General features: G+C 61.6%; 13 protein-coding genes and 1 pseudogene. 5 read left to right on the top strand and 9 right to left on the bottom strand.

Translation table 11 applies throughout. The annotated features are described in order from the left end of the window. Positions 1 to 758 precede the first annotated feature (758 nt). Positions 759 to 1,139: a winged helix domain-containing protein gene (locus DRB19_RS03565; RefSeq protein ID WP_245439263.1), complete on the bottom strand. Its 381-nt coding sequence runs from the start codon at positions 1,137 to 1,139 to the stop codon at positions 759 to 761. A gap of 300 nt (positions 1,140 to 1,439) precedes the next feature. Then, entirely contained in the window at positions 1,440 to 1,676 is a 237-nt protein-coding gene (locus tag DRB19_RS03560) for a helix-turn-helix transcriptional regulator (protein WP_245439262.1), read from the bottom strand. A 408-nt stretch (positions 1,677 to 2,084) separates the two neighbouring features. Between DRB19_RS03560 and DRB19_RS31655 the strand changes: the two genes are divergently transcribed. Further along, positions 2,085 to 2,219 (top strand): hypothetical protein, encoded by a 135-nt coding sequence (locus DRB19_RS31655; protein WP_308494351.1) that lies wholly within the window; start codon positions 2,085 to 2,087, stop codon positions 2,217 to 2,219. Between the two features lie 3 nt (positions 2,220 to 2,222). Here the strand turns inward: DRB19_RS31655 and DRB19_RS03555 are convergent. Further along, a pseudogene (locus DRB19_RS03555) lies at positions 2,223 to 3,236 on the bottom strand (tyrosine-type recombinase/integrase); the annotation flags it as partial. Positions 3,237 to 3,432: 196 nt separating this feature from the next. On the opposite strand from DRB19_RS03555, the gene DRB19_RS29725 reads away from it, so the two are divergent. Further along, the gene (locus DRB19_RS29725) at positions 3,433 to 3,960 is read left to right on the top strand and encodes a glycosyltransferase (protein ID WP_147022713.1); all 528 of its coding nucleotides are present in this window, start codon (positions 3,433 to 3,435) and stop codon (positions 3,958 to 3,960) included. Here DRB19_RS29725 and DRB19_RS30565 read toward each other — a convergent pair. The 3 genes from DRB19_RS30565 to DRB19_RS03545 all read right to left on the bottom strand — a co-directional run bounded on the left by DRB19_RS30565 (position 3,903) and on the right by DRB19_RS03545 (position 7,085). Then, positions 3,903 to 4,070, bottom strand: coding sequence for a hypothetical protein (locus DRB19_RS30565; protein ID WP_170148900.1), 168 nt, complete (start codon positions 4,068 to 4,070; stop codon positions 3,903 to 3,905). The two genes, DRB19_RS29725 and DRB19_RS30565, sit on opposite strands and share 58 nt — an antisense overlap. A gap of 72 nt (positions 4,071 to 4,142) precedes the next feature. Next, positions 4,143 to 6,335 (bottom strand): SF1B family DNA helicase RecD2, encoded by a 2,193-nt coding sequence (recD2, locus tag DRB19_RS03550; protein ID WP_114184666.1) that lies wholly within the window; start codon positions 6,333 to 6,335, stop codon positions 4,143 to 4,145. 90 nt (positions 6,336 to 6,425) lie between these two features. After that, on the bottom strand, positions 6,426 to 7,085 hold the full coding sequence (locus DRB19_RS03545) for a trna delta -isopentenylpyrophosphate transferase (RefSeq protein ID WP_114184665.1): 660 nt from the start codon (positions 7,083 to 7,085) through the stop codon (positions 6,426 to 6,428). 362 nt (positions 7,086 to 7,447) lie between these two features. Between DRB19_RS03545 and DRB19_RS03540 the strand changes: the two genes are divergently transcribed. Next, a complete protein-coding gene (locus DRB19_RS03540; protein ID WP_114184664.1) occupies positions 7,448 to 8,086 on the top strand; it encodes a hypothetical protein in 639 nt (212 codons plus the stop codon). Here DRB19_RS03540 and DRB19_RS03535 read toward each other — a convergent pair. Genes DRB19_RS03535 through DRB19_RS03525 form a run of 3 tightly spaced genes read right to left on the bottom strand, consistent with a single transcriptional unit; the run spans position 8,083 to position 11,194 of the window. After that, positions 8,083 to 9,081: a metallophosphoesterase family protein gene (locus DRB19_RS03535; RefSeq protein WP_114184663.1), complete on the bottom strand. Its 999-nt coding sequence runs from the start codon at positions 9,079 to 9,081 to the stop codon at positions 8,083 to 8,085. The two genes, DRB19_RS03540 and DRB19_RS03535, sit on opposite strands and share 4 nt — an antisense overlap. After that, positions 9,078 to 10,898, bottom strand: coding sequence for an AAA family ATPase (locus DRB19_RS03530; protein WP_114184662.1), 1,821 nt, complete (start codon positions 10,896 to 10,898; stop codon positions 9,078 to 9,080). The genes DRB19_RS03535 and DRB19_RS03530 overlap by 4 nt, the downstream gene beginning before the upstream one ends. After that, positions 10,898 to 11,194: a hypothetical protein gene (locus tag DRB19_RS03525; RefSeq protein WP_114184661.1), complete on the bottom strand. Its 297-nt coding sequence runs from the start codon at positions 11,192 to 11,194 to the stop codon at positions 10,898 to 10,900. Before DRB19_RS03525 ends, DRB19_RS03530 begins: the two co-directional genes overlap by 1 nt. Before the next feature lie 288 nt (positions 11,195 to 11,482). Between DRB19_RS03525 and DRB19_RS03520 the strand changes: the two genes are divergently transcribed. Together DRB19_RS03520 and DRB19_RS03515 are read left to right on the top strand one after the other, a co-directional pair. Continuing rightward, positions 11,483 to 12,088 (top strand): hypothetical protein, encoded by a 606-nt coding sequence (locus DRB19_RS03520; protein WP_114184660.1) that lies wholly within the window; start codon positions 11,483 to 11,485, stop codon positions 12,086 to 12,088. Positions 12,089 to 12,115: 27 nt separating this feature from the next. Further along, positions 12,116 to 12,502, top strand: a complete 387-nt coding sequence (locus tag DRB19_RS03515) for a hypothetical protein (RefSeq protein WP_114184659.1) — start codon at positions 12,116 to 12,118, stop codon at positions 12,500 to 12,502. The last annotated feature ends 5 nt before the right edge of the window (positions 12,503 to 12,507 follow it).

Raw genomic sequence — 12,507 nt, 5'->3', positions numbered from 1 at the left:
GTGTAAGGCGCAACCGGTCACGAGGCATGGCGGTGCCCTCCAACTTGCCCGCCCGCAACTGCTCCTGAGTGTTGTTCCACTTCCTCCACCCCACACCCCCTCTGGTAGATTATATGTGTACCTGTAGTGACACCGTTGGCGGCTTCCAAATGGCTGCAGCGGTCCCGTGTGGGGGACAGATCCCGGCAATTTTCTTTCGTGCGGCGGGTTACTGTCTCTGTGGTGGCACCGGCTGTACCTCTCGCGGTACCGGCTACAGATTCTGGTTGGTCAGGACGCCAGCTCATAAAGCGTTTTGAGGAACGCTCGCCGGTACGGTCGCATCGGTGCATCGTCAGACGGTACTCCGCCGCGTGCGGAGTCTTGCGGTCGAAATGCCCGCGAGAGCATAGGTCGGCAAAGCCCTTTTGTATCAGCTCAAAGAATGCCCGCGCGGCTGTGTTCTTGGAGCAGCGCATCCGTTCGGCGGCATCGCGGGCCGACAGTGCTAGGCGACCGTTGTTGCTACAGTTGTAGATGGCGGCGAGTTCGATAAGGATACTGCGCGCAACAGGCGAGAGCGAGCGCCAGGCAGGTGACAGCAGCATGTAGTGCGGAAGAGACACGAAGCGCTCTGTTGTACTTCGTCCCTTGTTATTGTGACGTCTGGGCATGAGGTGCCTTACAGCGGCCCTGAGAAGCTCAAGGACGCTCTCTCTTGATGATTGTCAAAAGGGGTGCAGCCGGAGCGCAAACCCCGGCTGCTGAGCTTCTTAGACTCAGGAAACGCTATCCGGCGCATAGCCTGCACTGTGGTCGTTCCTGCGTGCGGATCTCACAGCATCGGCTCTGCCGGAACGACGCTTATCCTCCGCAGTGACGACTTTTAGAACGGTCAGAGGCGCGCGTAGGACGTAACGCCCGTGAGCACCGGGATAAGGTCCTGCGTGGTGCTCTTCTACCGTGTCGATAGCAAGACCGCGCTTGCGCAGGGTGTGCACGTATGCGGACCAACGGGGCGCCGGCCTCTCCAATGGCGTGAGACCGCCCTCACCTACTTCAATCAGGCTGGCTAGTGTCCATGCCTCGCGGCCCTTCAATCTCAAGACTTCGCGGGAATCATCCCGTTGCACGAGGAGTTCGACAACACTGCTATGCATGGTCAGCCTCCATGCTAAGGCCAGCAAGTTCCGCAACGGTGATGGCCAAGGATGCAGACAATCCGAACCGTCGCGAGAGCCTTGTAACGACGTGAGGGCGGTTATGGAGCGGCTGCGCCGATGCCCACGCAAAGAGCGGAAGTTGGCACAGGTTCGCATTGCGGCGCGAGCGCCGATTGTGTAGTCTCTTCATAGCAAATTACCTTGATGCCCCGTGCGAGAAGCCCTCGTTCGGGGCTTTCTTTTGCACGGTCAGGAATGGGATGGGTTCAGTTTACCGAGCGTCTGAACTCAGTGTCATCACGCGGCCTCTGTGATGAGGGCGCGGATGTCCTCCACGCGCCAAGCGGTGATGCGCGGCCCGAGCTTCACGGGCTTGGGATAGCGGCCGTCTTTGATGCCCGCCCACCATGTGGATTTGCTGATTGGAATAGGCCCGTTCGGGGCAAGGATACCGGGGAGCCGGACAAAGCCGGTCAGAGGTAGTTGGGAAGGTGCCGAGACTTCAGTCTGCAGCCATGATTGTCCGTAAGGCAAGCCAAGATTTGGGCTCCTGTGTCGCTAGTGTTGAGTTGGCGCGACAGGCGAGGTTCACGAGTTGTGATTGACTCATCTCATGAACCCCCGGTAGGCTTAGCCCGCTCGTCCAAGAGCGCGGGTTTTGACCCACCAGAGCCGTCCACGATTGGCGTCGTGGGCGGTTCTCTTTTTCCTTATCGCTAGCCTTCCTGTGGAAGACCGGTCAGCAGCGGATCGGTCCGACCCGCGTAGGACAGTTATAGACAATGGCGGTAAATTTTTCCTGCGTCATCCCCGGCCAGCACAAACAGGTGGATTTTCCGTTAAGGCCCACCCGCACGGGAACACCTGTTGGATATCGTTAAGTTCTTAGATTGAAGAGCCTCTTGCGCCTGCATTCAGAGGCACGATATTGGCGCCAGAACCTTGACCAAGAAAGCCAGCCCAAGCGTCCATGAGGCGCCGCCGTTTCTCCAGAGCATCTCCGCGCCGGTAAGCCCGCTCGACAGCATCGCCCACGAGGTGCGCGAGAGCTGCCTCAGCGACTTCTCGTGGAAATGACGTGCGCTCGCCTGCCCAATCCCGGAACGCGCTCCGGAAGCCATGAACGGTTACAGCAACTCCCATACGTTGGAGAAGCAGTGGGAAAGCTCTCACGGAAAGAGGTCGTCCGCGCTTCACGCCGGGGAAGACAAATTCGTTGAGGCGGCTTTGCTGCATCTCTCGAAGAATTTCGACGGCGCGGGTTGGGAGCGGAACCCGATGTTCCCGACCAGCCTTCATCCGAGCTGCTGGCACGGTCCAGAGGCGAGCTTCCAAGTCAACCTCATCCCACCGGGCTCCGAGCACTTCGCCCGTGCGAGCCGCCGTCAGGACTAGGAACTCCAGTGCCCGTGCGGCAATCCCCTTCCGCTCTCGCAAGGCAGCAACAAAGATGGGCACTTCATCGAAGGGCATAGCCTTGTGGTGCCCACGTGTGAGCCTAGCGTGTTTGGGCAAAATTGCGTCTAAATGCCCCCGCCACCGGGCAGGATTTTCACCCGACCGCTGCCCTCGTACACGGGCAAAATCAAGCACTCGCTCAATGCGTCCTCGCAGACGCGACGCGGTTTCAGGTTTAGTCCTCCACAGAGGCTGCAAAACTTTCAGGACATCTTCAATTGCTACTTCTGAAACCGGCTTGGACCGGAATGGCGCGCAGTACGTAGTGACAGTCATCTTCCACTGAGCCCGATGCTTCTCATTTCGCCAAGACGAGGAGAGGTTGTCGAAAAGAGCATCCGCCGCCTCGCCGAATGTCATCACCTTGGGCCTCTTCCGGGCTGCAATTGGGTCAAGTCCGCCTGCCAGCTTCTGGCGGGCTTCTGCGGCTCTCTCACGGGCCTTGGCCAGGGGTACGTCCCGTAAGGGACCGAGCCCCATCTCCCGGCGTTTGCCGGCCACCTTCCACATGAACACCCAAGAGCGCGCACCACTGGGCGAGATGTTGAGGTAGAGCCCTCCTCCATCCGAGTGCCGCCCTGGCTCTGAGAGTGCCGCGACTGTTCTGGCGCTCAACGTGTGAAGCTGTCTTGGCATCGGCTATTCCCCACCGTCTTCCCCACCTTCAAAGCCGGATTGTAGCGGACAAAGCTGGATGCTAGAAGACCTACGTCATTAGGAACACAAGTCTTTTTGCTTGTACATCGGACATTATTGGACTGAAAAGGACTCTAGTTCGGCGGACCTCCCCTCCTCCACCCTGGAGGAAGCGCCGATTACCCTGCGCGCCTGGATGAATCAGCGCACGCGCTGGATGAAAGGCTACGTTCAAACCTGCGTGGCCCACTCGCGCAACCCTCGAACAACCCTGGCCCAGCTTGGGCCCTGGCGATTTCTCGGAGCGCTTGCGATCACGTTCGGGACCGTGCTCAGCGCCCTCGGATATCCGTTCTTCACAGGGCTTTTCCTCGCCTCACTCCTGCGCGGATCTCCAGACACCCTAGGTGGTTCATGGCATGCTGCGTGGTCGGCTGGATCGTATGCGCTTTTCGTTTCGGGCGCGGCGGCAATCGTCATCCCGGCCTGCGTGGCTCTCGGGCGCCGCAAGCTGTGGCGGCTGCTGCCATGGGTGGCACTCCTGCCGGTCTACTACGTGCTCGTGAGCGCGGCCGCCTGGCGTAGTCTGGTAGAGCTCGCCACCTCGCCATTCCGATGGAACAAGACGAGCCACGGCTTGGCGCGGACATCACGCACCGGCCTGATTCAGAAGCACATGGCGAGGCCGGCCAGGACCATGTCGTTGAAGACGGAGCCGCCATAGCGCCACCAGAGCAGCCCGCCCGATGCGACGAGGCACAGGACGCCGGCCACGATCAAGCCGCGGCCGAACTGCCGCTCCCGAGGCCTGGTCTGTTCCGTGCCGATGCTCATGCGGATCCCATATCTGGTCGAACCCTATTATAGGCATGCCGAGGTCGGTATGGAAGGCGCCAAGCTTTGCGGTCAGGACTGGAGCCAGGTTCGCAACCTTGACCAGCGTGGCTCTTCCTCGGCGGCGACCGCTTGCGCGAGGGCCGCACGGCTGCCGACCAGAATGACCAGGCGGCTGCCGCGGGTGACACCCGTGTAAAGGAGCTTGCGTCGCAGCATCGGCGCTTGATGAAGGGCCACCGGGATGACCACGGCCGAATATTCCGACCCTTGCGCCTTATGGATCGTCATGGCGTAAGCGAGAACCAACTCGTCGAGCTCCTTGAACGAGTACACCACGAGTCTGTCGTCGAACGCGACGCTGAGTTCGCGATCGCCCCGTCTGACCTCACGAACGATCCCCACCTCGCCGTTGTAGACGTCCCGGTCATAGTCGTTTCTGACCTGCATGACCTTGTCGCCCGGACCGAAGATCCAGCCCGCCCGGTGGATGCTGTCCGGCCCTGGCGGATTGAAGATCTGCTGTAATTCGGCATTCAGCATATGCGTGCCGAGCCGTCCCCGGTTCATGGGGCAGAGCACCTGGATGTCCCGCACGGGGTCGAGGTCGAACTTCCTGGGAATGCGGTCTCGAACGAGAGTTGTGATCTTGGCGGTGGCGTCTGCGGGATTGTCCGCCTCAACGAAGAAGAAATCAGAATCCGACCTCGCCTCAAGCTCAGGCATGGCTCCGCGATTGATGGCGTGAGCCGCCGCGATGATGCGGCTTTCCTGCTCTTGGCGAAAAACCTCCTTGAGGTGAACGACCGGTATGGCCCTAGACCCGATGATGTCGGCAAGAACTTGGCCCGGGCCGATGGACGGCAACTGATCCACATCTCCGACGAGCAGCAGGGATGCTTCATCCGGCAAAGCGCGCATCAGAGCCGCCGTCAGCCGGATGTCCAGCATGGAGGCTTCGTCCACCACCAGGAGATCGCAATCGAGCGGCGCTTGGGCATTGCGGCGGAAGCCGCCCTCGGAGGCTTCCAGGAGCCGGTGGATCGTCTTGGCCGGAAATCCGGTGCTCTCGGACAAGCGCTTGGCGGCGCGCCCTGTCGGTGCGCAGAGCGCGACCTTGAGCCCCTGCTCTTCCGACAGATGCGTCAGGCCTCTGATGAGTGTGGTCTTGCCGACGCCCGGCCCGCCCGTCACAACCAGCACCTTCTCGCGGCCGGCAGCCATGAAAGCCTCGCGCTGGCTTGGCGAGTACGCAAACCGGGCCGATGCTTCGATGCGGGTTATGACCTCCTCGACGTTCAAGTTGCTCCACGGATGAGGGCCTCTCGCCAAATCCTTCAGGCGCTGGGCGATGAAGAGCTCCGCTCCGTAGAGGCTCTTCAGGAAGACGCATTGCCTTGCATCCAGATTGTCGGCAATCAGCCGGCCTGCCTTACACTGGGTTTCCAGGACCGGCTGCAACCCGGCCTCCGGAACCTCCAGCAATGCGCTTGCCTGCCGGACCACTTCATCCGCCGGGAGGCCTGAATGGCCTTCCTTGACCGCATCCGCCAGAACGCTCGTCAGGCCGGCCTGCAGCCGCACGAAAGCTTTCGAATCGATGGCAAGCCGCATGGCGATCTGATCGGCGGCGGCGAATTCGAAACCCGGGATATCCAGTGCGAGGCGGTACGGGTTGCCAGAGATCGTCTCGATCGCATCCGCCCCATAGACGCGATAGATCCGCATGAGCAGGAAACCGCCGATCTCATGCTCTCGCAGGAAAGATGCGATGTCGCGCAAGGCGCGGTGTTCGGCCCAGGCCTCCGCGATGCTTTGCGCCTTTGCCATCCCAATCCCGTGCACACGGGTCAGGTCGTGCGGACGCCGCTCGATCACATCCAGGATGCGCGTTCCGAAGGATGCGATCAAACGTTGGGCGCAGGAAGGCCCGACGCCTCGAAGCAAACCCGATCCAAGGTACTTTTGGAGATCCTCGGCGCTCGTCGGCGCGGAGGTCGCAAGGGAACTCGCCCGGAACTGGACACCGTGGTTGCGATCGTTCAGCCAGTTCCCGCTGGCCTCGACGACCCCGCCGAGGGCGACGCTGGGCGCGTGGCCGACAACTGTGATCGGCCTGCGGTGACCGCGCGCCCGGACCTTGAGCACACAAAAGCCAGTATCATCGTTGTGAAACGTCACACGCTCGACAGAGCCGACCAAGTGTTCGGACAGGGTCAACGAACCCTGGTCGTAGGCTGCGGCCGTAGCGGAGGAGTTCTGCATCTACCGACTGGAATGCGCCGCGCCGAGGCGTGTCTTGAAAGGTATGAGCGAGGCGGCGTTGGGCCGCCTCGCATCGAAGAGTTTGGACGATCAGGCCGCCTTCTTGGTCGGCCAGCCAAGCTCCACGAGCCGGGCCTTCGCAAAGTCGCGAATTTCATCGCGCACGCCTTCCGGCAGGTCGCCCAAGATACGCTGCGTGTCCGCGCCCAGCATCAGGTCCGTGACCGCGTTGATGGTCTTGGCCTTGGTGATCTTCTGCTTGAGATCGGCCTCGATGGCGCTGTCGGAGCCGACAACTTCCACCTTGGTCTTCTCGGATTTCTCGACCTCCACATGCTGCTCGGCCGTGACCGGGCGGCTGTTCTTGAACTCGTCGGCTTCCTCCTCCGAGTAGACGAGGCCGTGCAGCTCGATGAGCTTGAGGATCACCCGATCCTTGGCGCGCTTCTCGGCCATGGCATAGACATAGGCCGCCTGCTTGCCGGAGACGCGATAGTTGACGCCGATCAGCGCCTCGCCGATGGACCATTCGAGCCGCTCACCCATTCGACCCGTCACCAGAATGACGGCCTCGTCGCGCTCGGCGCGAACAATCGTCGGCGTGTCGAACTGGATCTGGGCCTGCGCGGCGATGCGCTCCAAAGCCTTGTGATAGATCACGGCCGTGCCTTGGACGCGCCAGACGTTGCCGGCCATGGGTTCACCGAACTTCGCAAGCACCTCGGCAATTTTCTTGTCTGTCGTATTCATCCTCGATCCTAACTTTCACAGGAGCCCGCAACCGGTCTCACGCTCTTGTGCATGCCTCTCGCGAGGCGGGCGTGTTCGTTCTTTGTTCTATAGCAAAATCAGCTGATTCCGTCCAGTTCCAGGGGCGTATTCAAGGGGCCTTAATGCCTGTTTCCTAAGCGTTTTTCCGGCAGCGGCGTTTTGTCTCAAGATCATGACAGTCAAGCTATCCTCGAACGCCGCAAATCTTCGCTTCGATGCTGGAAGGGGTTTGACGGAAAACTGATTGTTCTATATTTGTTCTCGATACAACAACAAGTCAACACTTACGGTGAGCCTGCCAGGAGGTCTTGCCCACAGCCACTGCTACGCTGGAGAACCTGATGTCAGCCCAAGCTCTCCTTGATCTTTCGTCCCGCCGCCCAGCCACGCGACGAGCCCGGAAGCAGGCGGCCACTCCCCTGACGCGCAATGTGCTCATCACCGATTTTCTGACCATCTGCGAGTTCGACCCGGAGGTGGAATCCCTGCGCGCGCCGGCCGAGTCCGCCGAATTCCAGTTCGGCGACCGGACGATCGAGCACGTGGCGGATTTCGAGATCATCCGGGACGGCTCGTCTTACCTCGTGGATGTGGTGACCGACGAAGACCTCATGCTCCATCCCATGCGGGCCGCCGCTCTCCATGGCACGACCTCAGCCGACGGGCGTCCCTTTATGATCGAGACGGCGGCGAGCATTCGGGCCGAACCACGCTTCACGACCGTTCGCCTCATCATGGCGTGCAAGCGCACGCCCGTGACGGCCGGGGACCGGGTGCGCATCCTCCACCAACTCGATGAGACCGGGGCCATGAAGCTTGTCGATTGCGCCAGCACCGTGATGAACACGGCGGACGGCGTGGCGGCCGTGCTGGCGCTCGCCTGCGAAGGCCTGATCAGCGTCGATATCAGCCGCCCGATCCTGCCGGAAACCCAGGTGCGTCGACGCCGCCTGCCCTATTCGGATCCCTTTGCGTTCTAGCTGTTGGCGTGGCGCTCGACAGCCTCGCCCAGCAGAGACCGCACGATGGCCCTCACTGCATCCGAGGTGTCGTCCTGCATGAACTTGGCTTCGATCTCGTCGCGCACGATCGAGCCGTCGCCACTGCGCTTCAACTCCGTCGGAGACTCGGCCTGAAGCAGGGTCACGAACGCACTCTCGACCTCCCGTGCGACCACGGACCCATCCGCCGCATCGACCACCCGTCCGGTCAGGTCGAACACGTTCGTCTCGAAAGGCAAAGCCTGCGCTTCCAGCTCACCGCCGCCATCGAGAATCCACGCGCGGGGAACGTGATCCACGAGATCGACCGACTGACGTGTAATATTGCCAGGGTTCATCCAGCGCGTGCGCCCGGCCGTAATCCCCTTCTGGGTCTTGTGAATGTGCCCGTTGACGAGAAGATCGCACCCTTCGACCGCAAAGGGCGGCACTGCTCCGGGATATCCTCCGTCGAATGCGATGTCGTGATGCGTGAACCAAGTGTGCAGATCGGCGCCTGAGAAGGAGCCGCGCACATCCGTCGGAATGGTCTGGCCATACGGCGTCATGCCCACGCCAACGCGCCGCTCGCCGATCTGAAACTCGGCCACCGGAGCAGAGGCGGCGACCACGTCGACCACATCGCAAAGCCCGAGCAGCGCCAGTGTGTCATTGTCGGTGAGGGTCGTGTGCTGAATATCGTGGTTTCCCACATTGACGAGAGGCCGGCGCCTGAAGCCCTTCAGTGTGCGAATGAGCTGGTTCTTCAAGGCTTCGTCTGTCTCCACCGGACGGTCGAACAGATCGCCAAGGATCACCACGGCGAGATCGCGCTCGTTGGCGATGGCGACGCAACGCTCGAGCTTGGCGAGCACGGGGAGCGGCCACTGCGTATCCTTGCGGCGTCCAGGACGGCGCGATCCCACATGCGGGTCCCCGATGACGAGAAGCCCCTTACAGGACACAGGTGCGAGACGTTCTCCGGATAAGATCATGCGGTTAACCGTTCCATAGGCGAATGGGCGTGGTGGTCCAGAAGGTTGTCGGCGCTGACGGGAGACCCGCAGGTCGGGCAGAGCCCGCCGGTATCCTCTATGAGGCGCGCCATGTCAGCCTGCACGGATTTGATGCCCTCATCAATGCGAGCCAGCCGATCCTGGGCAATCGCGGCAGCTTTGCGAAACTCCTCCAGGCGACCTAGGATATTTTGACCTGAGGATGTGTTTTCAAGAGCGGGAACAGCCTCCGGGAGAGCCTTCAGGGACGCAAGGCGTGCCTTGGCGCGAGACAGCGCGCCCGCAAGTTCGAGAACCTGTCGGCCAACGCGATCCCGCTCGCGCGCGCGCTCAAGATTGCTCGTCAGCGTGATGAGACGCTCAGAGGCGGGCAATGTGCTTGTGATCTCGGCTCGCGCCTGTGCCCCAGCGAGTTTCTTTCGAAGCTCGACCAGCGACGCTGCGCGGACCTGCAGGTTCTGCAGATGCGCCGAGACGCTCTTGATCTCCGCCATCTGTCGGCGGGTGGAAGCGAGCCGCTGTTTCAGCGGTTCAAGCTCCTTCAAGCCGTCGAGCATTTCGGTCAAGGAGATCAGTTCTCGCTCGCCATTGCGCACGAGGGCACTGTCCCGAACGCAACGCTCGCGGTGAATGACCAGCATGTCGCGGATGTAGCTTGCTTCCTGGCCGATCGACAGCACCGCCGAGCGACGAGAGGCGGTTTCGCCAAGGAGGAAGACTGGGAACTTCTGATGGGCGATGTGAACGTCGAGCTCCTCCACCTTCCTGATCTGAAACAGGTCCGCCACCCAGTCCGGGACAGTACGGCCGCCGGTCTCGTACCGCATCCCCTGCTCCTCGACGATGGAGCCATCCGCTTCATGCAGGGACCAGATGTTGACCGGCGTCCGGCGCGGCTGGCGCAGGAAGCGCAAGGTCCGGTTTCCGGCAACCCCGATCTCGACCCTTGCCGACTTCGCGCCGGCCCGCACTAAGCTGTCCCGCGCCTCCCCATAGAACACCGCCCGCAGCGCCCGGATGAAGGTCGACTTGCCGCGGTTGTTCGGCCCGATCAGCGCATTGACGCCGGGACCGAGATGAAGCGTCGCATCCTTGTAGGCCTGCACATTGACGAGGCGGATGTAGCGCAAGCCTGGCTTTGCTTCGTCCCATGCCGCGCTGCAATCCGCCGACTGAACATCGACGCCGGACAGCGGCTCACCGACGATGCGAGCGATATGGAACTGCCCGGAGAACTGGGACAAATCATGGTGCGATACCGCAAGGCACTGCACGCCGAGGCGCGCTGCCCCGTCCTCCAGCACGCGGTAGAAGGAGGCGACGCGATCTGGCGCGATCCAACAATCCGCCTCGTCGAGCGCCAGAAAACGGGCCACATCGGCCTTCACGACCGCGATCAGCCTCAGCGCCATGCCGATGACGTTGGTAAGGGCACCGCCATTGTCCTCCAACACGTCTTCCAGGGAGCCGTCCGGCCGCGCCACGCAGATGTCCAAGGACGCCAGGCCGCGCTCCGTCGAAAGGTCGAGCGCGACCGGCTTCTCACCAGGCAGCACCTCCTGCACAAGGGCGGTGAGCAGGGTCTCGAAGGCCGCCAGGTTGCGTCGGCTCGCGCTGCCGTGCACGGCTTCGATGAACGTCTCGACCTCGTCCTTGACCGCGAGTCGTCCCTTGGCAAGCTCGACCTCGCGCGTAAGCTGGCTGATCCGTGCTTCCACGGCATCCCGGCGGCCCTCCGCGCGAGCAGCGGAGGCCTCCACGCGAGCCAAATGGTGCTCCATACCCTCGACAGCCATCAAGGCTCGCCTCCGAGCTGCTTCAGGCGGGCTTCGATGTCCCGCAGCGCCATACCGAAATCCTCAACAAGCTTGGCGTTTTGCGCCAGCGCACCCTCGATCAGGCGCTGGATCTCCGCCTCGTCATCGGTGCCGAACTCAGTCCTGGCGAGTTCCCGCGCCCGGTCGAGCTCGTGGGTCAGGCGGTCGACCTCGCCTTCCGCCCGGATGCGCTCCGCGCGAAGCTTGTCGAAGGTGGAGCGCATCTCTTCGAGTCGCCTGAGGGTGTCCGATTCCAGGCGCGTCAGACTGGTCATTCCAAGATGGCTCCGTTGCGTTGCAGTCAATGAGGCGCAGTCAAGCTGGGCCGTATTCAAGCTTGAAACCTTCGCCTCAATTTCGGCCGGATCATAGAGGATCCCTTCAATCCTGCCGCTCCATCCCCCACATAGTGGCGGTTACTCCAAGATTACAGTCTCAAGACGCCACGTTTGCTTGACACGTGGGCTGCTAGCGGTATGTTCTTGGTTTGTTCCAGTTAGTAAATGCACTTGAGATTTGGCGTCAATGAGGCGGGCCCGGCCTGCCTTCCAGAGGGTGTCGGCATGGCGACGATGGCAGCAGAGCAGGCAATCTTCGAGAACGAAGACTGGCTCGTGACCGAAGACGGACTTGAGCACAAGACGACCGGCTATTTCATCGAGCGTGAAAGCTTGGCCAATCGCCGCGATGACGGCCTTTGGTCCTGGCCTTTGCACATGGCGGAAAAGAGCTGGTGCTCTATGACCGCTTTTGCTGAAGCCTTCACGTGCGCGGCTTCCGTCTACAACTTCGAGACGGGCACTGATCTGGCCCAAACATTCAGGATGGCGCGCGGTGAAATCGCCGTGTGGCCAAAGCCGTCGAAGAGGAACGAAAACCCGGCTCCGTTGGTGCGTCCGATCTTGCATTCCGCGGAACCCAATCCCATCTTATGGGAGGCCGGGCGTGCTGAAAAACCCGCGAAGACACTGGGTTCATACGCGTCGGACGAGAACTTGCGCAGACCTTTTCTTGCAGGCGCGCGAGTGTTTTCCGCAAACACGCGGTTACGAGATTCTCATATGGATATGGCGAGGACGAAGGCCCTCCCATGGCGAACATCGCGCCGAATCCACAAGACCGGCACGAAGCTGGTTCGACTGTTCCAGGCCGCCTGGAGCATCAGGTGAATTGAAGGCCGAGCTTTGGGTGAAACCATGAGCGATTTCGAATTTGGCATGCAGGGGCTAGACCATCACTTGGCTCCCTCGACTCCGGGCACGGCGGAGGAATTCGCCCAGTCCGTGATCCATGCGATCTGCCGGGCGAGCGTCACACCCAGCGTTGGCCGCCGCACCTATGAGCGCTGCATGAGAGCCCTTTCCTTTGGCTCAACGAGCAGGCTTGGCCTGCGCCATCCCGGCAAGGCGGACGCCATCGACTGGATCTGGCGCGAGCGCAGCCGTCTCTACGAGGAATATCTCGGCAGTTCCGACCGGCTCGACTATCTAGCGTCCCTCCCTTGGGTGGGGCCAGCCACAAAACACTCATTGGCCCGCCAGCTTGGCTGTCTCGTCGAGCATGAGCATAGGGCCGTTGCCTGAACCGT

The organism is Microvirga aerophila, assembly GCF_003332305.1.
Classification (GTDB): domain Bacteria; phylum Pseudomonadota; class Alphaproteobacteria; order Rhizobiales; family Beijerinckiaceae; genus Microvirga; species Microvirga aerophila.
The sequence above is the reverse complement of the archived record's forward strand: the minus strand, read 5'-3'. Positions and strand labels throughout refer to the sequence as shown.

What these genes read in the sequence shown, in the direction of transcription:
- DRB19_RS03520 (WP_114184660.1), top strand. Translation starts at nt 11,483, where the DNA reads ATGGCGACGATGGCAGCAGAGCAGGCAATCTTCGAGAACGAAGACTGG.
- recD2 (WP_114184666.1), bottom strand. Translation starts at nt 6,335, where the DNA reads ATGCAGAACTCCTCCGCTACGGCCGCAGCCTACGACCAGGGTTCGTTG.
- DRB19_RS03535 (WP_114184663.1), bottom strand. Translation starts at nt 9,081, where the DNA reads ATGATCTTATCCGGAGAACGTCTCGCACCTGTGTCCTGTAAGGGGCTT.
- DRB19_RS03525 (WP_114184661.1), bottom strand. Translation starts at nt 11,194, where the DNA reads ATGACCAGTCTGACGCGCCTGGAATCGGACACCCTCAGGCGACTCGAA.
- DRB19_RS30565 (WP_170148900.1), bottom strand. Translation starts at nt 4,070, where the DNA reads ATGAGCATCGGCACGGAACAGACCAGGCCTCGGGAGCGGCAGTTCGGC.
- DRB19_RS03565 (WP_245439263.1), bottom strand. Translation starts at nt 1,139, where the DNA reads ATGCATAGCAGTGTTGTCGAACTCCTCGTGCAACGGGATGATTCCCGC.
- DRB19_RS29725 (WP_147022713.1), top strand. Translation starts at nt 3,433, where the DNA reads ATGAATCAGCGCACGCGCTGGATGAAAGGCTACGTTCAAACCTGCGTG.
- DRB19_RS03530 (WP_114184662.1), bottom strand. Translation starts at nt 10,898, where the DNA reads ATGGCTGTCGAGGGTATGGAGCACCATTTGGCTCGCGTGGAGGCCTCC.
- DRB19_RS03545 (WP_114184665.1), bottom strand. Translation starts at nt 7,085, where the DNA reads ATGAATACGACAGACAAGAAAATTGCCGAGGTGCTTGCGAAGTTCGGT.
- DRB19_RS03540 (WP_114184664.1), top strand. Translation starts at nt 7,448, where the DNA reads ATGTCAGCCCAAGCTCTCCTTGATCTTTCGTCCCGCCGCCCAGCCACG.
- DRB19_RS03515 (WP_114184659.1), top strand. Translation starts at nt 12,116, where the DNA reads ATGAGCGATTTCGAATTTGGCATGCAGGGGCTAGACCATCACTTGGCT.